Raw genomic sequence first — 23,265 nt, forward strand, 5'->3', positions numbered from 1 at the left:
TCAGGCGTGCCCGGCGCGTTCCATCGCGCGCAGCTCCTTCTTCAGGTCCTGCACCTCGTCGCGCAGACGCCCCGCGAGCTCGAACTTGAGCTCGTCGGCCGCCGCCAGCATCTGGCGCGTGAGATCCTCGATCGTCGCCTCGAGCTGGTTCGCACCTTCGGCGGCGATGCCCTCGCGCCGCAGCTGCGGGGTCGGACTCTTGCCCTTGCCGGACTTCGTCTTGCCCTTGCCACGACCGTCCATCATGTCGCGCGTGTCGCTGGCCTCACGGGCGAGCGCATCGGTGATGTCCGCGATCTTCTTGCGCAGCGGCTGCGGATCGATCCCGTTCTCGAGGTTGTACGCGATCTGCTTCTCGCGCCGACGTTCGGTCTCCTCGATGGCCGCCGCCATCGAGTCCGTGATCTTGTCGGCGTACATGTGCACCTGGCCCGACACGTTGCGCGCCGCGCGACCGATTGTCTGGATGAGGGATGTCCCCGACCGCAGGAAGCCCTCTTTGTCGGCATCCAGGATCGCGACGAGCGACACCTCGGGCAGGTCGAGGCCCTCGCGCAGCAGGTTGATGCCCACGAGGACGTCGTACACGCCCTGCCGCAGCTCGGTCAGCAGCTCGACGCGACGCAGCGTGTCGACGTCGGAGTGCAGGTAGCGCACGCGCACGCCGTGCTCACCGAGGAAGTCGGTCAACTCCTCCGCCATCTTCTTGGTCAACGTCGTGACGAGGACGCGCTCGTCACGCTCGACGCGCAGCCGGATCTCCTCCAGCAGATCGTCGATCTGACCCTTCGAGGGCTTCACGATGATCTCCGGGTCGATGAGACCGGTCGGACGGATGATCTGCTCGACGACGCCGTCGGCGATGCCCATCTCGTACCGTCCGGGGGTCGCCGACAGGTACACGGTCTGCCCGATCCGCTGCTTGAACTCGTCGAAGCGCAACGGCCGGTTGTCCATCGCGCTCGGCAGCCGGAACCCGTGGTCGACGAGCGTGCGCTTGCGGGAGGCATCCCCCTCGTACATCGCACCGATCTGCGGGACCGTCACGTGGGACTCGTCGATGACGAGCAGGAAATCGTCGGGGAAGAAGTCGAGCAGGGTGTGCGGCGCTTCACCGGGCATGCGCCCGTCGAGGTGCCGCGAGTAGTTCTCGATGCCGGAGCAGAAGCCGAGCTGCTGCAGCATCTCGAGGTCGAACGTCGTGCGCATGCGTAGACGCTGGGCTTCGAGCAGCTTGCCCTGCGACTCGAACTCCTTGAGCCGCTCCTCGAGCTCGTGCTCGATGGTGCCGATGGCGCGCTGGACCGTCTCGGTGCCCGCGACGTAGTGGGATGCCGGGAAGATCGGCACGCTCTCGAGCCTCTGCACCACATCGCCGGTAAGCGGATGCAGCATGTACAGCGCTTCGATCTCGTCGCCGAAGAGCTCGATCCGCACGGCGTACTCCTCGTACACCGGGATGATCTCGATCGTGTCGCCGCGGACGCGGAAGTTGCCGCGCGAGAAGTCGACGTCGTTGCGGTTGTACTGCATCGCGATGAACTTGCGGATGAGGGCGTCGCGGTCGTACCGCTCCCCCACCTGCAGGGCGACCATCGCGCGCAGGTACTCCTCGGGCGCGCCGAGGCCGTAGATGCACGACACCGTGGACACCACGACGACGTCGCGCCGGCTCAGCAGCGAGTTGGTCGTCGAGTGGCGCAGCCGCTCCACCTCGGCGTTGATCGAGGAGTCCTTCTCGATGAAGGTGTCCGTCTGCGGGACGTACGCCTCGGGCTGGTAGTAGTCGTAATAGCTGACGAAGTACTCGACCGCGTTGTTCGGCATGAGGTCGCGGAACTCGTTGGCGAGCTGCGCCGCGAGCGTCTTGTTGTGCGCGAGCACGAGCGTCGGACGCTGCACCTGCTCGATCAGCCAGGCCGTCGTCGCCGACTTGCCCGTGCCCGTCGCGCCGAGCAGGACGACGTCGGTCTCACCCGCGTTGATGCGGGCGGCGAGGTCGGCGATCGCCTGCGGCTGGTCGCCGCTGGGCTGGTACTCGCTGACGACCTCGAAGGGGCGGACGGAGCGCGTGGTCTGCATGATTCCAGCGTAGGCGCGGCCTCCGACACCGGCTCCGGCGTTCGCCGTCGGCGTGGGTGTCAGCCGGCGAGGCGCTCCCAGAGGGCGTCGACCTGCGACAGCGTCTGCGCCATCGACCCCGACGTGTCGATGACGACGTCGGCGATCGCGAGGCGGCGCTCATCGTCGACCTGCGACGCGATGCGCGCGTCTGCATCGGCGGGGCTCATCCCCCGCAGGGAGACGAGCCGCTCCCGCCGCAGCTCGACGCGCGCGTGGGCCACCACGACGAGCTCCCAGGGGTCCTCCGCGCGCGCCTCGAGCAGCAGGGGGACGTCGTAGACGACGACCGCGCTCGGATCCGCGGCCTGCGCGGCCGCGAAGCGGGCCGCGGATTCGACCCGCACGGCGGGGTGGACGATCGCGTTGAGGCGGCCCACGGCATCCTCGTCACCGAAGACGCGTGAGGCGAGAAGGGGTCGGTCGAGCTCGCCGGTGCCCGTCAGGACGTCGTCGCCGAACGCCGCGGCGATCTCCGCGAGCACCGAGGACCCCGGCTGCTGCACCTCGCGGACGATCGCGTCCGCATCGACGATCACCGCCCCGTGCTCGGCGAGTCGACGCGCGATCGTGGACTTCCCCGACGCGATGCCGCCGGTCAATGCGATGAGTGTCACCCTCCGAGGATGCCACGGCGCCGTCACGCTCGAGGGGCGCCGCCGTCCTCGATCCCGCCGAAGAGAACGGATGCCTCGAGGCTGCGCGACGCGCGCTGCGCCGCGGCACGCGCGGCGTTGAGGAGGACCTCGGGGTCGTATCCGACCGTCTCCGTCAGCGCGACCCCGACGCCGACGATCGGGAGCAGCCCCGTGGGATTGCCGGCGAGGTCGTCGATGCAGCCCCGGTAGATGGCCGCGGCCTGGCGACGCGCCTCGGCGGCCGTCCCGGACACGACGCAGACCGACATCGTCGCGTCGCCGTCCTCCCCCACGAAGGCGGATGCCGGGGCGTGTCGACGCACGGACCGCCGCCATTGGGCCGCGAGCTCGTCCGTGGCATCCGTTCCGAAGGCCGCCGCCATCTCCTCCATCCCGTCGACCCCGACGACGACGACGCTCAGCAGGTCCTGTCGCCAGCTCGCCCGCTCGGCGACGTCACGGAGGGCGTCGCGGTAGGTTCCCGACAGCATCACCCCGTCGGCGGCCACACCGTTCTCGCTCAACCATTCGAAGCGATGCGTCGCGCTCTTGGTCGATCGCAGGATCGACGTCACGACGACGGCGACCATCGTGAGCACGACGGTCGCGATGTTCGCGGACACCGATCCGAACCAGGTCGTGAAGAAGTCGCCCTCGGGTCCGTCCCACACGAAGGCGACGAGGCGTGCAGCGTAGTAGACCGCCGCCGCCAGGAGGACGATGGCGAACAGTCGCGCGTTGCCGACGCGCCCCATGGGCCGTCGCAACGCCTCGATGCCTCCGACCGCGAAGAGGCCGACGATGGTGACCACCATCACCGTCCACCCTCCCCAGCTGCCGTCCACGGGGACCCGCACCACCGTCGCAACGAACGTCGCGACGGTCAGGACCGCCACGATGACGGCGGGCCGCGCGATGGGTCGATCGTTGAAGCGGCGGTTCCCCAGCCAGATGAAGGCCGGCGTGAGCGCGAAGGAGGCGTTGCCGATCGCGATGGCCACGGAGCCGCCGATGCCGGACGCCCACGAGATGTAGGCGAACGTCGTGGCGGTGCCGCAGAGATAACCGACCGCCCAGAGGCGCCCGGCGCCCGTGTCCCGGCGTCGCAGGGTCTCGACGACGAAGATCCCCGCGGCCGTCAGCGCGACGATCGCCGTCATGACGGTCACCGAGAAGAGGTCGAGGGTCATCACTCGCCGTCCCCGGCCGCGGAGCGCAGCGGGCCGTCGCTCGCCGTCTCCGCCGTCGCGGGCAGGCGGACCATGAACGTCGTCCCGAGACCCGGAGTCGACGTCACCGTGATGTCGCCGCCGTGCGCGCGCACGATCTCGCGGCTGATGGCGAGACCGAGCCCGGTTCCCGGCACACCGCTCTCCGCCCGGAAGAACCGCTCGAAGACCCGCTCCTGGTCCTCGGCCGACAGCCCGATCCCGGTGTCGCGCACGAGGAACCAGGAGTGCCGGCCGTCGGTCGAGGAGCCCACCGTGATCGTGCCGCCGTCGCGGTTGAACTTGATCGCGTTGCTGAGCAGGTTGTCGGCGACCTGCCGGATGCGTGCCGCGTCGATGAACGCGGGGGTCGGGAGGAGGTCGCTCGTGTCGATCCGGATCGCCCGGTCGCGCGCCACCGGTCCGAGATCGGATGCCGCTGCCGTCACGACGTCGGCGAGGTCTGTCTCCTGCGGCGAGAGGGTGACCTCGACCGACATCCGCGACGCCGTCGAGGCGGCGAGGATCCCCGACACGATCCCGAGGAGGCGCTCGCTGTTGCGGTAGGCGACATCGACCTGTCGGGCGATCTCCGGAGGCAGGTCCTCGTGGTCGAGGACGAGCTCGAGGTACCCGATGATCGAGGTCAGCGGCGTCCGCAGTTCGTGGGAGACCGACGCGACCAGACTGTCGCGCGCCTTGAGGGCGGTGCGCTCCTCACTCACGTCGCGCGCGACGAGCACGATGCCGGCGGGGCGACCGTCGGCATCCTTCATCCGCCGCGCGGTCAGGCTGATCGCGGCCCGTCGGGACTCGGAGACGGGGTACCAGACCACGAGGTCGCTGAACGTCTCGCCTCGGAGGATGCGGGCGAGCGGCCGCTCGTGCGGTGCGAGCGGGGTCTCGCCGTCCGCGGCGTAGATGGTCTGCGTGGCGTCGATGCGACCGAAACTCGGGATGCGCTGCTGGAACTTGCCGAGAGCGTCGTTGACGAACGTGATCTCGCCGTCGGTACCGATGCGGAGGACGCCGAAGTCGACGGTGTCCAGAACCTCGGTGAGCAGCTGCTCCTGCCTGCTGGCGTGGCGCAGCGCCGCCGCCAGACGGACGTTCTGCTTGTCGAGGAGGGCGCGTTGCGCCTGGAAACGGCGGGTGCCGTTGTAGGTGGAGACACCGATCGCGATGACCACGGCCGGGAGGACGATGATGCCCCAGGTGAACTCGAACGACGGCGCGAGGGCGAGCGCGATCCAGTAGGCGCTGATCGATCCGACGCAGCCCACGATCAGCCAGATCCGCCCGAGGCTCGACAGCCACATCGTGGGGAACGCCCACAGCAGAGCGATCCCCGGGACGTCGGAGGTGCGCATCAGTCCGATCGCGACGATGTCCACCACGGGGACGATCGCGACCCACGACGGGTTTATGCGGGACCACGGCACCGCGAGGCTCGCGAGGGCAGCGACGACGACGAGCACGACGCCGGCCGCGAACGAGGAGGCCTGCGCCAGCCACCCGCCGGGGAAACCCGACAGGAAGATGCCCGCGACGATCGCGGTGAGGAGGATCTGGTTGTTCGCGACGACGCGGTCGCGCAGTTCCGTCAGCGGCACGCGCGGGCGCGACGCCCGGTGGGGGCGTTCGTCCGGGGCGGGCGGAGGCGCGGGCGCACGGTCGGCGGAAGCCGCGTCCTGATCCGCATGTGCCACAGGAGAACGTTACCGGCCCGGATGCCCCGGCGTCAGACGCCCGGAAACGGCCGAGGGGCCGGAGCACAAGGCTCCGACCCCTCGGTCGTGGTGGTGTCGATCAGCGACCGGACAGCTTCTCGCGGAGAGCAGCCAGCGCCTCGTCGTCGGCGAGGGTGCCGGCACCGCTCGAGACCTCGGACGAGAAGGACGACGAACCCGAGTCGGCGGGAGCGGCGGCCTCGGCCTCGAGGGCCTTGGCGACGGCGGCCTTGTGAGCCTCCCAGCGACCCTGAGCAGCGGCGTACTCGGCCTCCCAGGCGAGGCGGGCCTCGTCGAAGCCTTCCTTCCACTGGTTGGTCTCGGGGTCGAAGCCCTCGGGGTACTTGTACTCGCCGTTCTCGTCGTACTCGGTGACCATGCCGTACAGAGCCGGATCGAACTCGGTGCCGTTGGGGTCGACCGACTCGTTGGCCTGCTTCAGCGACAGCGAGATGCGGCGACGCTCGAGGTCGATGTCGATGATCTTGACGAAGACCTCTTCACCGACGGAGACGACCTGCTCGGCGAGCTCGACGTGCTTGCCCGACAGCTCGGAGATGTGCACGAGGCCCTCGATGCCGTCGGCGACGCGGACGAACGCACCGAACGGAACGAGCTTGGTGACCTTGCCCGGCGCGACCTGACCGATCGCGTGGGTGCGGGCGAAGACCTGCCACGGGTCCTCCTGCGTCGCCTTCAGCGACAGGGAGACGCGCTCGCGGTCGAGGTCGACCTCGAGGATCTCGACGGTGACCTCCTGGCCGACCTCGACGACCTCGGATGCGTGCTCGATGTGCTTCCACGAGAGCTCCGAGACGTGGACGAGACCGTCGACGCCACCGAGGTCGACGAACGCACCGAAGTTGACGATCGACGAGACGGTGCCCTTGCGGACCTGGCCCTTGTGGAGGTTGTTGAGGAAGTTCGAACGCGACTCGGACTGCGTCTGCTCGAGCAGGGCGCGGCGCGAGAGGACGACGTTGTTGCGGTTCTTGTCGAGCTCGAGGATCTTGGCCTCGATCTCCTGGCCGAGGTACGGCGTCAGGTCGCGAACGCGACGCAGCTCGATGAGCGACGCCGGGAGGAAGCCGCGGAGGCCGATGTCGACGATGAGACCACCCTTGACGACCTCGATGACGGAGCCGGTGACGACACCGTCGTTCTCCTTGATCTTCTCGACGTCTCCCCAGGCACGCTCGTACTGTGCGCGCTTCTTGGAGAGGATCAGGCGGCCTTCCTTGTCCTCCTTCTGGAGGACGAGGGCCTCGACCTGGTCGCCGACGTTGACGACCTCGTTGGGGTCGACGTCGTGCTTGATCGAGAGCTCACGCGAGGGGATGACGCCCTCGGTCTTGTAGCCGACGTCGAGGAGGACCTCGTCGCGGTCGATCTTCACGACGGTGCCTTCGATCAGGTCTCCGTCGTTGAAGAACTTCAGGGTCTTCTCGACCGCGGCCAGGAAGTCCTCAGCAGATCCGATGTCGTTGATGGCGACCTGCTTGGTGGCCGGGGCGGTCGTTGCGTTAGTCATGTAGGGGGTTGTCCTTGGATGGTGTTGTGTTCGGGCCACGGAGCCAGTCCGCACGAGGACGTGCGGCAGCCGATCGCGGCAGGGTGGTTGGTTCGTGCGATGTCACGCGGGCGCGGCACAAGGGCCACGCGTGTGACACTCCAGGGTATCAGAGAGCGTCCGCGTAGTACCAGCGCCCCGCGCGCCGCACGAACCGGCTGTCCTCCTCGAGGACGCCCTGATCCCCGGTGTCGCCGTCGGACCATCGCGCTCGGAAGCTCACCCGCCCGGATCGGCCGTCGGCGGACGTCTCGGAACGCAGGACCTCCAGCCCGAGCCAGGTGGTCGCGGCATCCACCGACACCTCGTCCGGACGTGTCGCGGGGAACCAGGTGTCGGCCAGATGCCGGGCGTCTCCCACGGCGAACGCCGTGTACCGCGACCGCATGAGGTCCTCGGGCGTCTCGGCGGGAACGCCGGCGAGGACGGGCCCGCAGCACGAGCCGAACGCCCGTCGGCCGCAGGGGCAGAGCGAGTCCGGCGCGGGTCGACGCCCTCGATGAGCGGATGCCGCGGCTCCGAACGACATGTTCCCCTCCCCACCCCGTGGATGACGCCAGCGAGCCTACGCGCTGTGGAGAACCGACCGGGTGAGAGCACACGGTCACTACCGTGGTCGCATGACCGCTCGACGTTCTGCAGCGCTGCTCGCGGCGACCGCGCTCGCCGCCGCTCTCACCGCGTGCGCTCCCACCTCCGCCCCGACGCCCTCCCCCACGCCGACCGGGTTCGCGTCGGAAGAAGAGGCGTTCGCCGCCGCCGAAGCGACCTACCGTGCATACGTCGACGCCCTGAACCAGGTCGACCTCAGCGACCCCGCGACCTTCGAGCCGGTCTTCGCTATAACAACTGGGGAGTTGAACGACATCGACCGGAAGTCCTTCTCCCAGCTTCATGCGGACGGAGCCGTGGTTTCCGGCGCGACCAAGATCGTCAGCATCACCCCGCTCGACCATGAGTCCACTGAGACGCGCTTGGCGATTTGCCTAGATGTGTCGGCGGTTGAACTCAAGGACCCCGACGGCAACAGCCTCGTCCAGGAGGATCGACCAGATCTCCGAGCTGAGACAGCAACCGTCGAGCGGACTCCCGACGGAGAATCCAAGCTGGCGTCGATCGGCGATGGTGTGGACGGCAGTAAATGCGACGAGTAGCAATCTGCCTCATGTTGGTCGTCGCCGCTATCTTCGGCGCGACCTCCCCCGCTTCCGCGGCTGGCGGGTGTGGCAGTTCCGATCGCTGGTCCGGCGGAAGCTGTTCGGCAACCAATCGGGGCTCCTCGGTATCGATCGAAGCCACCCGCACGGAAGCCAACACACCCCGCGCCCCCTCGCGCAACACCAACGACAACGGCGGCGGTGGCAGCGCCCCGATCCTCGCCCCGCCCCCGCCGCGCGACCCGAACGCGTACTACCCCGGCGGCCGCACACGCGACCAGTGGCTGGCGGACTGCGCCTTCGATCTCGCCTGCTCGGCTCCGATCACGGCGCCCGGCAGCGCGCCCCTTCCGGGCGCCGAGCAGGCCGATCAGGAGCCCGCCGAGCCGGCGCCGGCCCCCGCCGCACCCGACCCGACGACCGCCACGATCGACGACGTGGCGCAGTTCGCGCCGGCACCCCCGCGGGTCGTCGGCGAGCCCGACGGGTTCGGCGTCGTCGGTATGCCCACGAACTTCGTCGTCGGCGCCACGGAGCACACCGTCGACGGTGAGATCTTCGACGTCCCCGTGACCGTCCGATTCACACCGGTGTCCTTCCTCTTCGACTACGGCGACGGCGCCACCCGCGAGACGACGACCCCCGGGACGTCCTGGCAGGACCTCGACGTCCCGCAGTTCACCGCCACCGACACGAGCCACAGCTACGCCGAGCCCGGTGAATACGAGGCCCGCGCGACGATCCGCTACGTCGCCGAAGCCGACGCCGGCGGAGGCTGGTTCGCTGTCCCCGGGATCCTCGAGATCGACACCGCCGCGACCGTCATCCGCGTCGTGGACGTCGACACGGCCCTCGTCGAGCAGACCTGCGACGAAGACCCCGGCGGTCCCGGCTGCTGAATGCGAGGATGAGCGCGTGACCGGACGCCTCATGCTGCTCGACTCCGCCAGCCTCTACTTCCGCGCCTTCTACGGCGTGCCCGACACGGTGAAGGCGCCCGATGGACGCCCCGTCAACGCCGCGCGCGGATTCCTCGACATGATCGCCAAGCTCGTCAGCACCTCCGAGCCGACGCACCTCGTCGCCTGCTGGGACGACGACTGGCGTCCGCAGTGGCGCGTCGACCTGATCCCGTCGTACAAGGCCCACCGCGTCGCGCAGGAGGTGGAGTCCGCGCCGGACGTCGAGGAGGTCCCCGATCCCCTCGAGATCCAGGTGCCGGTGATCCGTGAGGCACTCGGCACCCTCGGCATCCCGATCATCGGCGCACCCGACCACGAGGCCGACGACGTCATCGGCACGCTCGCCTCGACCAGTGACATCCCCGTCGACGTCGTCACGGGCGACCGCGACCTCTTCCAACTCGTCGACGACGCCCGCGGCGTCCGCGTCGTCTACACCGGGCGCGGGATGAGCAAGCTCGAAGAACTGACGGATGCCGTCATCGTCAGCAAGTACGGCATCCTTCCGACGCAGTACGCGGACTTCGCCGCGATGCGCGGCGATGCGTCCGACGGCCTCCCCGGGGTCGCGGGTGTCGGCGAGAAGACGGCCGCGACGCTCCTCGCCGCCCACGGCGACCTCGCCGGCATCAGGCGGGCAGCCGAAGCCGGCGAGGGGATGAGCGCCGGCGTGCGGAACAAGATCCTCGCCGCGGCCGACTACCTCGACGTCGCGCCCCGCGTCGTCGAGGTCGTCCGCACCCTCGACCTCCCCGCGGTCGACACCCGCATCACCGCTCCCGACGAGGCGGCCGTCGCACGCCTCGCGGAAGCGTGGTCGCTCGGATCCTCCGCCACGCGCGCCGCGTCGGCGCTGTCCGCGCGGGCCTGACTCAGCGCGACGCCTTCCACTCCCGCAGCCGCGCCAGCGGCCATGTGGTGATGATGCGTTCCGGGGGCACACCCGCGCGTTCCGCACGGACCGCGCCGTGATCGAGCAGCGACAGCTGACCGGGCGCGTGCGCATCCGAGTCGATCGAGAACAGGCATCCCACCTCGATCGCGAGGGCGAGCAGATCGTCCGGCGGGTCCTCGCGCTCGGGCCGGGAATTGATCTCCACGGCGGTGCCGTGCGCGGCGCAGGCCTCGAAGACCGCCCGCGCGTCGAACACGGACGGCGGACGCGTGCCGCGTGATCCCGAGACGAGCCGCCCCGTCACGTGACCCAGCACGTCGACACGCGGATCGGATGCCGCGGCCACCAGCCGCCGCGTCATCGGACCGCGCTCCATCCGTAGCGCCGAATGCGCCGATGCGACGACGATGTCGAGGGATCGGAGCAGCCCGTCCTCCTGGTCGAGCGAGCCGTCGTCGAGGATGTCGACCTCGATGCCGCTGAGGAGAGTGAAATCTGCGTCGCAGAACCCCGGGAGGAGCGCCAGTTGCTCGCGCAGCCGCTCCGCGGACAGGCCCCGCGCGACGCGCAGCCGCGGCGAGTGGTCCGTGAGCGCGAGGTATTCGTGACCGAGCGCCCTGGCCGCCTCCACCATGAGGTCGATGGACGTCAGCCCGTCCGACCATTCGGAGTGCGCATGCAGGTCGCCGCGCAGCTGCGACCGCAGAGCGGATGCCTGTGGCGGCGCCACGCGCTCCCGGAGATCCGCCAGATACGTGGGGACGCGGCCCGAGACCGCCTCGCTGATCACGGCGAAGGTGGAGTCGCCGATGCCCTTCCGAGCACGGATCCCACGGAGGTCGGTCCGCTCGTCCGCGCTCAACTCCGCCAGGGTCTTCGCGGCGGCGCGGAACGCCTTCGACTTGTACCGCGAGGCGCGATCACGCTCCAGGAGCTCCGCGATCTCCGTCAGCGCCTCGACCGGGTCCATGTCGGCCTCAGCGCCCGGATGCCGCGACCCACGCGTCGAGCTTGGCTGCGGCCGCACCCGAGTCGACCGCCGCCGCCGCCTCGGCGTGGGCCTCGGCGAGGCGCTCGACAAAGGGTCGCTGGAGCTCGCCCGCATCCCGGAACAGTCGGTACGAAACGATCCCGGCGGCGGCGTTGAGCAGCACGATGTCGCGCACCGGACCGGACTCGCCCTGCAGCACGCGACGGACCACCTCGGCGTTGTGCGGGGCGTCGCCCCCGAGGAGGTCGGCGATCTCCGCCCGCGGGATCCCGAGATCACGCGGATCGAGGTCATGCTCGCGGACGTCGCCCCGGCTGATCTCCCACACCCGGCTGTGCCCGGTGGTGGTGAGTTCGTCCATGCCGTCGTCGCCGCGGAAGACGAGCGCCGTCGCACCGCGCGTTCGGAAGACCCCGGTGATGAGCGGCACACGGTCCAGGTGCGCAACCCCCACGGCGTTGGCCTCGGCACGCGCCGGATTGCAAAGCGGTCCGAGGAAGTTGAAGACGGTCGGGATGCCGAGCTCGGCGCGCGTGGGACCGGCATGGCGGAACCCGGGGTGGAACGCGGACGCGAACGCGAACGTGATCCCCACCTCGTCGAGCACCGCGGCGACCCGTTCGGGCGGATTCATCAGGTCGACACCGAGGGCCGCCAGCACGTCCGACGATCCCGACTTCGAGCTCGCGGCGCGGTTGCCGTGCTTGACGACGGGGATGCCGGTGGCCGCCACGACCACCGATGCGGTCGTCGAGACGTTCACGGTCCCGTAACGATCGCCGCCGGTGCCGACGATGTCGAGCACCTCGGCCGGCACCGGGAGGGGGACGGCCGCCTCGAGGATGGCGTCGCGGAAGCCGACGACCTCGTCGACGGTCTCACCCTTGGCGCGCAGCGCGACGAGGAACGCCGCGAGCTGCGACGGGGTCGCCGCGCCCTGCATCACCTGGCGCATCGCCCAGGTCGACTCGGACACGCTGAGGTCCTGACCGGAGAGCACCGAGGTGAGGATTTCGGGCCAGGAGTACATGTCCGCCATGCCTCCCGATCCTACTCAGCACTCTGTCAGCCGACTCGCGGCCCGTGCATCACGCGATCCGATGCCGGAGAAAGGGACGAGTACCTTCAGGAATGCGAAACCCTCCCCCAACATCGGCCATAATGGGGAGCGTGACGACCACTCCCGCGAAATACAACCAGGCACTGCGTTCGGTGAAACGACCGGACCCGGTGGCCGTCGGCACGATCGTGTGGCTCGGCAGCGAGGTCATGTTCTTCGCCGGCCTCTTCGCCATCTACTTCACGATCCGCAACACCTCGCCGGAGCTGTGGGCTGCCCGCACCGACCTGCTGAACATCCCGTTCGCCGCGGTGAACACCCTCATCCTGGTGCTGTCGTCGTTCACGGCGCAGGCCGGTGTCTTCGCGGCCGAGCGCTTCCAGCCCTACCGTCGCGGATCCCTCTGGAACTTCCGCCAGTGGGGCATGGTCGAGTGGTTCTACGTGACCTTCATCATGGGTGCGGTCTTCGTCTCGGGTCAGGTGTGGGAGTACGCCACCCTGATCGCCGAGGGCATGCCCATCAGCGCCGACTCCTACGCGTCGGCCTTCTACCTGACGACCGGCTTCCACGCCCTGCACGTGACGGGTGGCCTCATCGCCTTCCTGCTCATCATCGGGCGCGCCTTCGCCGTCAAGAACTTCGGCCGCAAGGAGATGACCTCCGCGATCGTCGTGTCGTACTACTGGCACTTCGTCGACGTCGTGTGGATCATCCTCTTCGCCGTCATCTACTTCATCCGGTAACACAGAGCGGAGCTGAGTTCCTCAATGGCATCCAAGACCCCGCGTCGGCAGACGGGCCGTCGCAGCAAGTGGGCGGCCGCCGCTCTGATCGGCGTCGGCCTGCTGCTCACGGGTGGCATCTACGCCGGTGCGTCCGCCGCCATGGCGTCGACGACGTCGACCGAGACGTCCACGCTCACCGTCGAGGACGGCAAGAAGCTGTTCCAGGCGAACTGCGCGACCTGCCACGGCCTCAACCTCCAAGGCACGCCCGACGGCCCCTCGCTCTACGGCGTCGGGGAGCTGTCCGTCGAGTTCCAGGTCGCGACCGGCCGTATGCCCCTGCAGAACCAGGGTCCGCAGGCACCGAAGAAGTCGCCGCAGTTCACCGAGGACCAGATCAAGGCGATGGCCGCCTGGGTGCAGTCCGTCGCCCCCGGACCCACCTACCCCGACGAGCGCACCCTCGACGGCGAGGGCAACCTGACCCAGGGCGCCGAGCTCTTCCGCATCAACTGCGCGATGTGCCACAACGTCGCCGCCGCCGGTGGTGCTCTGACCGAGGGCAAGTACGCTCCCGCGCTCACCGAGACCAGCCCGCTGCACATCTACGCGGCGATGGTCACGGGCCCGCAGAACATGCCCGTCTTCAACGACATGACCATCACGCCCGACGAGAAGCGCGACATCATCTCGTCCCTGATGTACCTGCAGAAGAGCGAACCCGTCGGTGGGTTCACGCTCGGTTCGCTCGGACCGGTCTCCGAAGGCCTGTTCATCTGGATCTTCGGCATCGGCACGCTGATCGGCATCTCGGTGTGGATCACCGCGAAGTCCAACTGACCCACCACTGACGCACAGAATTTCACGGACGAGGAGCAGAATGTCACACGAGGAAGAGCCGCAGGCGCTCGAGAAGGCTCCTCAGCCTTCGTCGGGTCTCGTCGTCGCGGTCGCCGACCCCGTGCAGAACCCGGGTCTGCCGCCGCACCGCGAGCGGATGACCGATAAGGACCCGGCGGCGATGGCCCGCGCGGTCCGCACCGTCTACACACTGTTCTACATCTCGCTCGCCGCCAGCCTCTGGGCGGTGGCCGCGTACATGCTGTTCCCGATCGAGAGCGGCGCCTTCGGCGACATCCGCGCGAACAACCTGTTCATCGGACTCGGGATCGGGTTCGCCCTCCTCACCATCGGCATCGCTGCGATCCACTGGTCGAAGGCGATCATGCCCGACAAGGAGCACATCGAGCAGCGCCACCCGACCCGCGGCAAAGAGTCCACCCGCGAAGCGGCCGTCGACGTCTTCCGTGAGGCCAACGAGGAATCCGGCTTCGGCCGTCGCACCGCCATCCGCGGTGGTCTCATCGCCGCCCTGGTCGCCTCGATCGTCCCGGGTGTGACGCTGTTCCGCGGCCTCGCTCCCCACGCATCCGAGGAGAACCCGCTCGCCGGTGACCCCGTCGCGCTGCTGAAGCACACGATGTGGAAGGAGGGTGAGCGCCTGGCGCACGACCCGTCCGGCCTCCCCATCCGCGCCGCCGACGTCGCGCTCGGCTCCGCCGTGCACGTCATCCCGGAGTCCCTCAAGGACGTCGACCACCTGGATGGATACCTCGAGGAGAAGGCCAAGGCCATCGTCCTCCTCATGCGGCTGCTCCCCGAGCAGCTGCCCGCCGAGTACAACCGCCTCGACTGGTCCTACGACGGGATCGTGGCGTACTCGAAGGTCTGCACGCACGTCGGATGCCCCGTCGCGCTGTACGAGCAGCAGACCCACCATCTGCTCTGCCCCTGCCACCAGTCGCAGTTCGACGTGTCGCGCGGCGCCGAGGTCATCTTCGGACCCGCCGCCCGCCCGCTCCCCCAGCTGCCCATCACGGTCGACGCAGACGGATATCTCATCGCCAAGAGCGACTTCGAAGAGCCCGTCGGGCCGAGTTTCTGGGAGCGTCGTTGAGCACCGTGACTGAATCCTCGTCTACCACAGCGGTGGCCAAGCCGGCGGAGAAGCCGCTCGGCGGCCGCTTCATCGGCGCCACGGCCAACTACCTCGACGAGCGAACGAGCATCTCCGGTCTCGTCAAGGAGATCGGGCGCAAGATCTTCCCCGACCACTGGTCGTTCATGCTCGGTGAGATCGCCCTCTGGAGCTTCGTCGTCGTCTTCCTGTCGGGCTCGTTCCTGACGTTCTTCTTCGAGGCGTCGATGGCGCCCACGCACTACAACGGCGCATACGTACCGCTGCGTGGCATCGAGATGTCGGCTGCCCTCGAGTCGACGCTGAACATTTCGTTCGACCTCCGTGGCGGTCTCCTCGTGCGGCAGCTTCACCACTGGGCGGCGCTGCTGTTCATCGCCGCGATCGGCGTGCACATGCTGCGCGTGTTCTTCACCGGCGCGTTCCGCAAGCCGCGTGAGCTCAACTGGGTGATCGGGTTCGTCCTGTTCATCCTCGCCATGGCACTCGGCTTCACCGGTTACTCGCTCCCCGACGACCTGCTCTCGGGCAACGGCCTCCGCATCATCGACGGCATGATCAAGGGTCTGCCGCTGATCGGCACCTGGACCTCGTATCTGCTCTTCGGCGGCGAGTTCCCGGGCATGGCGATCGTCGGTCGTCTGTACACGCTGCACATCCTGCTGCTGCCGCTGATCCTCATCGCGCTCATCGCCGCGCACCTCATGCTGATGATCATCAACAAGCACACGCAGTTCGCCGGCCCCGGCCGCACGAACGACAACGTCGTGGGCTACCCGATGGTCCCGATCTACATGTCGAAGATGGGCGGCTTCCTGTTCATCACGTTCGGTGTGCTCGTCCTCATCGCCTCGATGTTCACGATCAACCCGATCTGGAACTACGGCCCGTACGACCCGTCCCCCGTCTCGGCCGGCACCCAGCCCGACTGGTACATCGGCTTCGCGGACGGCGCGCTCCGTCTCGCGCCCTCGAACCTGGACCTCGTCCTGTTCGACCGCACCTTCTCGTTCGGCATCCTGCTGCCGGTCGCGGTGCTGGGCCTGTTCATCGTGCTCGTCGCGGTGTACCCCTTCATCGAGGCGTGGGTCACGGGTGACAAGCGCGAGCACCACATCGCGCAGCGTCCCCGCCACGCGCCGACCCGCACGGCCATCGGCGTCGCCGGCGTCATCTTCTACGCCGTTCTGTGGGCCGCCGCCTCCTCGGACATCATCGCCACGCACTTCTCGCTGACGATGGAGGGGGTCATCCACTCCCTCCAGGCGCTGCTGTTCATCGGCCCGATCGTCGGCTACTTCGTGACGAAGCGGATCGCGATCGCGCTCCAGAAGAAGGACCGCGAGATCGCCCTGCACGGGTACGAGTCGGGTCGCATCGTCCGCCTTCCCGGCGGCGAGTACATCGAGGTCCACCAGCCCGTCGACGCGTACGAGCGCGTGAAGCTGATCGACTTCGAGGTGCACGAGCCCCTGGTCGTCCGTCCGAACGACAACGGCCGGATCCCGTGGCACCAGAACGTCCGCGCCTCGCTGTCGCGCTGGTTCTTCGAGGACCGTCTGTCGCCGGTCACGCAGACCGAGCTGGATGCCGCGATCGCCCACCAGCACCACGCACTCGAGCACATCGAGCACGAGGAGCAGGAGGAGATCCGCGGTGCCCACGAGCGCGCCGGTGTCCCCGACGCGCCGCTGCACCCGATCGACGACGGTCACAACCCGGAGACCGCGAACCGCCCGTCGAACATCATCGTGGTCGACGACGCTCCGCGGAAGAAGGACGACGGCGCGAAGAGCTGATCCTCTCTGGCAGGATTGCGGCGGGGTCTGACCGAAAGGTCAGGCCCCGCCGCTTCTCTGTTCCCGTAGCGTCGAGACATGACCACCTCCCCCGTCGACGCACTCACCTACTTCCGGACGAAGCTCCACCACGAAACGGACCCCAGCGACGTCTACGCGGCGCAGAAGGCCGGCGAGCACTTCGTCCTCGTCGATGTGCGCAACCAGGAGGCCTGGGACCAGGGACACGCACGAGGCGCGCTGCACATGCCCCACCGCGAGATCGCGGCCCGCGCGCCGCAAGAGATTCCCGCGGACACCCCCGTCGTCGTGTACTGCTGGAGTCCCGGCTGCAACGGCGGCGCCCGTGGCGCCGTGGAGTTCGCGCAGCTCGGCTACAGCGTCCGCGAGATGATCGGCGGCTACGAGTACTGGGCACGGGAAGGGATGCCGGTGGACGCCGCATCCGGCTCACTCCCCCGCATCTTCGATCCGCTCGTCATGCCGGTCCGATCCGACTCCTGAGCGCCCCTGTGGGAGCGTTCAGGCGCTCGCCAGACCGGCCTCGATGACCTCGGTCCACCGGGAAGCTGCCGCGCCGGCGATGACGGGGACGGCGGCGATGTCGGGCACGCCGTCGATCACGTCGCACACGACCGCGGTGACGTTGTCGCGTGAGGCCGCCTGCAGCGCGAGCTCGACGATCATCCGCGACGCCGCGACGGGATCGGCGACGCCACCCACGATCTCGGCGAGGGCATCCTCGGGGACGTAGTCGGTGACGCCGTCGCTGCAGAGGAACCAGCGGTCGCCGATGCGCACGTCGCGCGTCTCGACCCGGATCACGTCCTCCTCGTTGCCGCCCAGCGAGGCCGTGATGATGTTGCGGCGCGGATGCGTCCAGGCATCCTCGGGACGGATGAGTCCGCGGTCGACCAACGCCTGCACGAAGGAGTCGTCACGCGTCTGCCGTGCCAGCTCACGGTCCCGCAGGAGATAGGCGCGGGAGTCCCCCGTGTGGGCGACGACGAGTCCGCCGTCCCCCGTGAGCCAGACGCCGGTCAGTGTGCTCGCCATACCCGCGAGGGCGGCGTCGCGGCGGATGTGAGCACCGATGTCCCAGTTGGCGGCCTTGACCCGGCCGATGAGGTCTTCGGCGCTGGGAAGAGCGCCGCGCAGCGTGATCAGCTTGTGGATGATCGCGGCCGACGCGAGATCACCGGAGGGACCACCGCCGACGCCGTCCGCCACAGCTGCGGCGAACGGCGAGGCGAAAGCGGCGTCCTGGTTGACGTCCCGGTAGCCTCCGACGTCGGAGAAGACGCCCGCATGGATGCGCATGGAGACTCAGCGGGCGAAGTAGCCCCGGTAGTACTCGTAGACCCACCCGACGATGGCGACGACGAAGATGGCGAAACCGATCGGGATCATGAACTCACCGACGGCGAGACCGATGAAGGCCACGGCCGCCGAGCCGGCGAGCACGAGCGGCCACCACGACCACGGCGAGAACTCGCCAATCTCGGGGTCGCCGTCGTCGATGTCGGCCGTGAGGGAGTCCTCGGGGAGGACGCCGCCCTGGGCCTTCTCGACGCGGCTCGTGTAGAACGCGATCATCGCAGCCATGGCCATCACGAAGACGAGTGCCACGGACCCGACCCACTCGATCCGGTTGAAGACCGGCAGCTGCGGGTGGGCGATGATGTTCCACACCACGTAGACGACGGCGACGAGGCCGAAGAACGCGGTCAGGATCCACCAGAGGTTGACGTTCGTCTTCACTTACTTGACCTCACCGTTCGTCAGCTCGACCACCGGGGCGTCGGGCGCGTCCTTGGCAGGACCCACACCGACGGGGATGCCGGCTTCGGGGTGGTTCAGGTCGAATGCGGGCCGCTCGCTGCGGATGCGCGGGATCGACGTGAAGTTGTGGCGCGGCGGCGGGCAGCTGGTCGCCCACTCGAGCGAACCGCCGTAGCCCCACGGGTCGTTGACCGTGACGCGCGGCGCGGTGCGTGCCGTGATCCAGACGTTCAGGAGGAACGGCACCATCGAGGCGGCGAGGATCATGGAGCCGATCGTCGACACCTGGTTCTGCCAGGTCCAGCCGTCCTGCATGGCGTAGTCGGCGTAGCGTCGCGGCATGCCGTCCGCGCCCAGCCAGTGCTGGATGAGGAACGTCATGTGGAAGCCGATGAACAGCAGCCAGAAGTGCACGAGACCCAGACGCTCGTTCAGCATCTTGCCCGTCCATTTGGGCCACCAGAAGTAGAAGCCCGCGAACATCGCGAAGACGACGGTTCCGAAGACGACGTAGTGGAAGTGCGCCACGACGAAGTACGAGTCGGAGACGGCGAAGTCCAGCGGCGGCGAGGACAGGATGACGCCGGTCAGACCACCGAAGACGAACGTTACGAGGAAGCCCAGGGCGAACACCATCGGCGTTTCGAAGGTGATGGATCCACGCCACATCGTGCCGATCCAGTTGAAGATCTTCACACCCGTCGGGACCGCGATGAGCATCGTCATGAGCGCGAAGAACGGCAGCAGGACGGCACCCGTGACGTACATGTGGTGAGCCCAGACCGAGACCGACAGCGCGGCGATCGCGATCGTCGCGTAGACGAGCGTCTTGTAGCCGAAGATCGGCTTGCGACTGAAGACCGGGAAGATCTCCGACACGATGCCGAAGAACGGCAGCGCGATGATGTACACCTCGGGGTGCCCGAAGAACCAGAACAGGTGCTGCCAGAGGAGGACGCCACCGTTGGCCGGGTCGTAGATGTGGGCGCCGAGGATGCGGTCGGCCGCCGCAGCGAAGATCGCCGCCGCCAGAACCGGGAAGGCCATCAGGATCAGGATGCTGGTGATCAGCGTGTTCCAGCTGAAGATCGGCATGCGCCACATCGTCATACCGGGCGCACGCATCGTCATGATCGTGGTGATGAAGTTGACACCACCGAGGATCGTGCCGAAACCGCTCATGCCGAGGCCCAGCATCCAGAGGTCACCACCGGCACCCGGGCTGAAGCTCTCGCTCGCCAGCGGCTGGTACGCGAACCACCCGAACGCGGCGGCACCCTGCGGGGTGAGGAAGCCGGCGACGGCGATGGTCGAGCCGAACGTGAAGAGCCAGAAGGCGAAGGCGTTCAGACGCGGGAACGCGACGTCGGGCGCTCCGATCTGCAGCGGCAGCAGCGCGTTGGCGAAACCGGCGAACAGCGGCGTCGCGAACATGAGCAGCATGATGGTGCCGTGCATCGTGAACAGCTGGTTGTACTGCTCCTTCGTCGGCACCACCTGCATGCCCGGCTCGAAGAGCTCGGCGCGGATGATCAGCGCCATCACGCCGCCGAGCATGAAGAACAGGACCGACGCGATCAGGTACATGTACCCGATGGTCTTGTGGTCGGTGGAGGTGATCCACTTCACCACGATGTTGCCCTTGTGCTCGACGCGCGAGCGGCTCAGCAGCGCCGCCTGGCGAGGGGGAAGGGTCTGTGCCGGAGGCGTGATGGTGGCCATCAGTTGTTCTCTCCCTCGGCGGCAGGTGCGCCGGTGCCCGGTGCGTTCTGCTGACGGTCAAGGACGTCATCGATGTCGCCGGTCTGGCCCTTGGCCTCGAGCGACGCGATGTACGACTGGTATTCGGACTCGGAGACGACCTTCACGTTGAAGAGCATCATCGAGTGGTACTGGCCGCAGAGCTCGGCGCACTTGCCGACGTACTCGCCCTCCTTGGTGGGGACGAACGACCAGTAGTTGTCACGGCCCGGGATCATGTCCTTCTTGTAGAGGAAGTCCACGATCCAGAACGAGTGGATGATGTCGCGCGACTCGAGCTGCAGCGTCACCTTCTTGTCGACCGGCAGCACCAGCTCGGGGAGCTCGTTGGTGATGTTGCCCTGGGCGTCGGTCTGCGCCTGGACACCCATGGTCCAGACGGACTCTTCGGTGTCGTTGCAGTCGGAGCCGTTGTACTGGAAGTCCCAGGCCCATTGCTTGCCGATCGCGGTGATGCAGACATCGGGGGTCTCGTGCTGTTTCTCGATGATCGTCTGGTCGCGGGCGGTGAACGCGAAGAAGCCGAGCACCAGGATGACCGGCGCGATCGTGAAGAACATCTCGATCGGCATGTTGTAGCGCAGCTGCACCGGCAGCCCTGACTGGCCCTTGCGGCGCCGGTAGGCGATCGCGGCCCAGCCCATGAGGGCCCAGGTGATGACGCCGACGGCGAGGACGACGATCCACGACGTGGTCCAGAGGCCGGCGATCATCGACGTGCGGTTCGTCGCCTGGCCGCCCTCCTCATCGAAGCCGGGGAGGAAGCCGTTCGCTGTCGTGGGGCTGCAGCCCGCCAGCGCGACCGCGGAGGCGATCGTGAGCGGGAGAGCTACCCAACGGAGTCGGCGGTTGACGCGCACGGTGCACCTTTCGGGGACATGAAGGTCATACTCATGCCAGTCTAGGGCAACCTCTTACGGAGTTCCGGCCATCCGCTCAGGATGCCGGGACCGATGGAGGCGACCCGGGATGGATCAGTGGAAGCTGTCGCCGCAGGCGCAGCTGCCGGCGGCGTTGGGGTTGTCGATCGTGAAGCCCTGCTCTGAGATCGTGTCCTTGAAATCGATCTTCGCGCCGTCGAGGTAGGGCACCGACATGTCGTCGACGATGACCTCGACGCCGTCGAAGTCGACCGTCTTGTCGCCGTCGAGATAGCGCTCGTCGAAGTACAGCTGATAGATCAGACCCGAGCAACCGCCCGGCTGGACGGCGACGCGGAGCCGGAGGTCGTCACGGTTCTCCTGCGACAGCAGGCTCTTCACCTTCTCGGCAGCGGCCTCGGTGAGGGCGACGCCGTGGGCGGGAACGGTCTCGGTGGACTGCGTGGCGATGTCGGTCATGACTCTCCCCATGGTCGGGCCGCCAGTGCTCTTGAGGAACGGGGGCGGCGTGTTCTCTCGATTCTACGTCCCGGTGCGCCTCTCGGCCCGGCGACGCGGGTGATCGTGCCGCCGTTCAGTCGGAGGCGTCGAGCGAGGCGAGCAGCAGCGCCTCGGTCACCAGGGCGTTGCGGAACGTCTCGACGTGCAGCGACTCGTTGGGGCTGTGGGCCCGGGCGTGCGGGTCCTCGACACCGGTCACGAGGATCTCGGCCCCCGGGAACTCCCGCACGAGGTCGGCGATGAAGGGGATCGACCCTCCCACGCCGATGTCGACCGGAGTGCGGCCGTACCCGCTCTCGAGGGCGGCGCGCGCCGCTTCGACGGCGGGGCCGGACGTGTCGACGAGGAACGGGTCGCCGAAATCGACGTCGCGGAAGGTCAGCCGCGCCCCGAACGGCGCATGGCTGCGGAGGTGCGCCTCGATCGCGGCGAACGCGTCGGCGGCGGCCTGCCCCGGGGCGACCCGGGTGCTGATCACGACCGAGACCTTCGGTGTCAGCGTGTTGGACGCGTTCCGGACGCTCGGGGCGTCGATGCCGGTGATCGTGATCGACGGCTTGTTCCAGATGCGGCTGAGGATCTCGTCGCGCCCGATCGGCGACACCCCCTCGGGAAGGCCCGCCTCGCTGCGGAGGGTCTCCTCCGAGTACGGCGGGGTGGCGGCAACCCGGGATTCCAGTCCGGCGACCGCGACGGCACCGTCCTCGTCCCAGAGGGTCGCGAGAAGGGTGACCGCCGCGAGCATCGCGTCAGGCACGGCGCCACCGAACATGCCCGAGTGGGAAGCGTGCTCGAGCGTCTCGATGTCGAGGGTGAAGCGGGCATTGCCGCGCAGCGACACCGTCAGGGCGGGCGTCTCGGAATCCCAGTTGCCGGAATCGGCGACGACGATCACGTCGGCGCGGAGCGCATCCGCGTTGTCGCTGAGGAACTGGGCGAAGGATGCCGACCCCGCCTCCTCCTCCCCCTCGAAGAAGAGGTTGACGCCGAGGTCGAAGTCCGTGCCCACGGCGTCGACGAGCGCGCGCAACGCCCCGATGTGGGCCATGATGCCGGCCTTGTCGTCGGCCGCGCCGCGACCGTAGATCCGGCCGTCGCGCAGGGTCGGCTCGAAGGGCGGCGACTCCCACAGGGACTCGTCCCCGACGGGCTGCACGTCGTGGTGGGCGTAGAGGAGGATCGTCGGGCGACCGTTGCGGGCGGGGCGCGTCGCCAGCACCGCCGGCATCCCCTCCTCCCCCGTCTCGGGGACGACGGCGGTCGCGATCTCGACGCGTTCGAAGATGCCGAGGCCCTCGACGAGCGTCTTCACGGCCTCGGCGCTGCGCTGCACCTCGGCCCGGTCGAACCCGGGGAACGCGATCGAGGGGATGCGGACGAGCGAGCCCAGGTCGGCGAGGGCGGCGGGCACCTGGGTGAGGGCCGCTTCGCGCACCGCAGTGGACCGGGTGGTGTCGGAAGTCATGCGGGTAATCTTATGTCGCACGCCTTTTTCGCCGATTC

The 23,265-nt window shown here is 68.4% G+C and carries 22 protein-coding genes; 8 read left to right on the plus strand and 14 right to left on the minus strand.

What is annotated here, in order from left to right:
- The 6 genes from uvrB to NH287_RS03495 all read right to left on the minus strand — a co-directional run bounded on the left by uvrB (nt 1) and on the right by NH287_RS03495 (nt 7,796).
- Entirely contained in the window at nt 1-2,082 is a 2,082-nt protein-coding gene (uvrB, locus tag NH287_RS03470) for an excinuclease ABC subunit UvrB (protein ID WP_253034476.1), read from the minus strand.
- A gap of 59 nt (nt 2,083-2,141) precedes the next feature.
- A complete protein-coding gene (gene coaE / locus NH287_RS03475) occupies nt 2,142-2,738 on the minus strand; it encodes a dephospho-CoA kinase (protein ID WP_253034477.1) in 597 nt (198 codons plus the stop codon).
- Between the two features lie 23 nt (nt 2,739-2,761).
- Entirely contained in the window at nt 2,762-3,949 is a 1,188-nt protein-coding gene (locus NH287_RS03480; RefSeq protein ID WP_253034478.1) for a diguanylate cyclase, read from the minus strand.
- A complete protein-coding gene (locus NH287_RS03485; protein WP_253034479.1) occupies nt 3,949-5,676 on the minus strand; it encodes a PAS domain-containing sensor histidine kinase in 1,728 nt (575 codons plus the stop codon). The genes NH287_RS03480 and NH287_RS03485 overlap by 1 nt, the downstream gene beginning before the upstream one ends.
- Nucleotides 5,677-5,776: 100 nt before the next feature.
- Nucleotides 5,777-7,228, minus strand: coding sequence for a 30S ribosomal protein S1 (gene rpsA, locus NH287_RS03490; RefSeq protein WP_064002307.1), 1,452 nt, complete (start codon nt 7,226-7,228; stop codon nt 5,777-5,779).
- A 148-nt stretch (nt 7,229-7,376) separates the two neighbouring features.
- Nucleotides 7,377-7,796 (minus strand): YchJ family protein, encoded by a 420-nt coding sequence (locus NH287_RS03495; protein ID WP_253034480.1) that lies wholly within the window; start codon nt 7,794-7,796, stop codon nt 7,377-7,379.
- Nucleotides 7,797-7,887: 91 nt separating this feature from the next.
- On the opposite strand from NH287_RS03495, the gene NH287_RS03500 reads away from it, so the two are divergent.
- The 3 genes from NH287_RS03500 to NH287_RS03510 are packed head-to-tail and all read left to right on the plus strand — an operon-like array spanning nt 7,888 to nt 10,257.
- A complete protein-coding gene (locus tag NH287_RS03500; RefSeq protein WP_253034481.1) occupies nt 7,888-8,421 on the plus strand; it encodes a hypothetical protein in 534 nt (177 codons plus the stop codon).
- Nucleotides 8,422-8,432: 11 nt separating this feature from the next.
- Nucleotides 8,433-9,323 carry a hypothetical protein gene (locus tag NH287_RS03505; protein ID WP_253034482.1) on the plus strand — a complete coding sequence of 297 codons (891 nt, stop codon included), beginning with the start codon at nt 8,433-8,435 and terminating at the stop codon, nt 9,321-9,323.
- Nucleotides 9,324-9,339: 16 nt separating this feature from the next.
- Nucleotides 9,340-10,257, plus strand: a complete 918-nt coding sequence (locus NH287_RS03510) for a 5'-3' exonuclease (RefSeq protein ID WP_253034483.1) — start codon at nt 9,340-9,342, stop codon at nt 10,255-10,257.
- Nucleotide 10,258: 1 nt separating this feature from the next.
- Here NH287_RS03510 and NH287_RS03515 read toward each other — a convergent pair whose 3' ends face one another.
- Nucleotides 10,259-11,251: a PHP domain-containing protein gene (locus NH287_RS03515; protein WP_217531306.1), complete on the minus strand. Its 993-nt coding sequence runs from the start codon at nt 11,249-11,251 to the stop codon at nt 10,259-10,261.
- 7 nt (nt 11,252-11,258) lie between these two features.
- Entirely contained in the window at nt 11,259-12,311 is a 1,053-nt protein-coding gene (gene trpD, locus NH287_RS03520) for an anthranilate phosphoribosyltransferase (protein WP_253034484.1), read from the minus strand.
- 122 nt (nt 12,312-12,433) lie between these two features.
- Between trpD and NH287_RS03525 the strand changes: the two genes are divergently transcribed.
- The 5 genes from NH287_RS03525 to NH287_RS03545 all read left to right on the plus strand — a co-directional run bounded on the left by NH287_RS03525 (nt 12,434) and on the right by NH287_RS03545 (nt 17,341).
- Nucleotides 12,434-13,078 carry a heme-copper oxidase subunit III gene (locus NH287_RS03525; protein WP_217531304.1) on the plus strand — a complete coding sequence of 215 codons (645 nt, stop codon included), beginning with the start codon at nt 12,434-12,436 and terminating at the stop codon, nt 13,076-13,078.
- A gap of 24 nt (nt 13,079-13,102) precedes the next feature.
- Nucleotides 13,103-13,900, plus strand: coding sequence for a cytochrome c (locus tag NH287_RS03530; RefSeq protein WP_253034485.1), 798 nt, complete (start codon nt 13,103-13,105; stop codon nt 13,898-13,900).
- A 40-nt stretch (nt 13,901-13,940) separates the two neighbouring features.
- Entirely contained in the window at nt 13,941-15,017 is a 1,077-nt protein-coding gene (locus NH287_RS03535) for a ubiquinol-cytochrome c reductase iron-sulfur subunit (protein ID WP_253034486.1), read from the plus strand.
- A gap of 32 nt (nt 15,018-15,049) precedes the next feature.
- The gene (locus NH287_RS03540) at nt 15,050-16,837 is read left to right on the plus strand and encodes a cytochrome bc complex cytochrome b subunit (protein ID WP_217531339.1); all 1,788 of its coding nucleotides are present in this window, start codon (nt 15,050-15,052) and stop codon (nt 16,835-16,837) included.
- Between the two features lie 78 nt (nt 16,838-16,915).
- Complete coding sequence (locus tag NH287_RS03545; RefSeq protein WP_217531301.1) at nt 16,916-17,341, plus strand: rhodanese-like domain-containing protein; 426 nt, start codon at nt 16,916-16,918, stop codon at nt 17,339-17,341.
- Nucleotides 17,342-17,359: 18 nt separating this feature from the next.
- On the opposite strand, the gene NH287_RS03550 is transcribed toward NH287_RS03545, so the two are convergent.
- From NH287_RS03550 to NH287_RS03575, 6 genes are all read right to left on the minus strand, one after another.
- Entirely contained in the window at nt 17,360-18,157 is a 798-nt protein-coding gene (locus NH287_RS03550; RefSeq protein ID WP_217531300.1) for a PP2C family serine/threonine-protein phosphatase, read from the minus strand.
- Between the two features lie 6 nt (nt 18,158-18,163).
- Nucleotides 18,164-18,598 carry a cytochrome c oxidase subunit 4 gene (locus tag NH287_RS03555; protein ID WP_253034487.1) on the minus strand — a complete coding sequence of 145 codons (435 nt, stop codon included), beginning with the start codon at nt 18,596-18,598 and terminating at the stop codon, nt 18,164-18,166.
- Nucleotides 18,599-20,341: a cytochrome c oxidase subunit I gene (gene ctaD / locus NH287_RS03560; RefSeq protein ID WP_217531298.1), complete on the minus strand. Its 1,743-nt coding sequence runs from the start codon at nt 20,339-20,341 to the stop codon at nt 18,599-18,601.
- On the minus strand, nt 20,341-21,240 hold the full coding sequence (gene coxB / locus NH287_RS03565) for a cytochrome c oxidase subunit II (protein ID WP_253034488.1): 900 nt from the start codon (nt 21,238-21,240) through the stop codon (nt 20,341-20,343). Before coxB ends, ctaD begins: the two co-directional genes overlap by 1 nt.
- 114 nt (nt 21,241-21,354) lie before the next feature.
- Nucleotides 21,355-21,720: an iron-sulfur cluster insertion protein ErpA gene (gene erpA, locus NH287_RS03570; RefSeq protein WP_064002321.1), complete on the minus strand. Its 366-nt coding sequence runs from the start codon at nt 21,718-21,720 to the stop codon at nt 21,355-21,357.
- Nucleotides 21,721-21,835: 115 nt separating this feature from the next.
- Entirely contained in the window at nt 21,836-23,227 is a 1,392-nt protein-coding gene (locus NH287_RS03575) for a dipeptidase (RefSeq protein ID WP_253034489.1), read from the minus strand.
- Nucleotides 23,228-23,265 lie beyond the last annotated feature (38 nt).

Origin of the sequence: Microbacterium sp. CnD16-F (assembly GCF_024124465.1) — a bacterium.
Classification (GTDB): Bacteria; Actinomycetota; Actinomycetes; order Actinomycetales; family Microbacteriaceae; genus Microbacterium; species Microbacterium gawkjiense.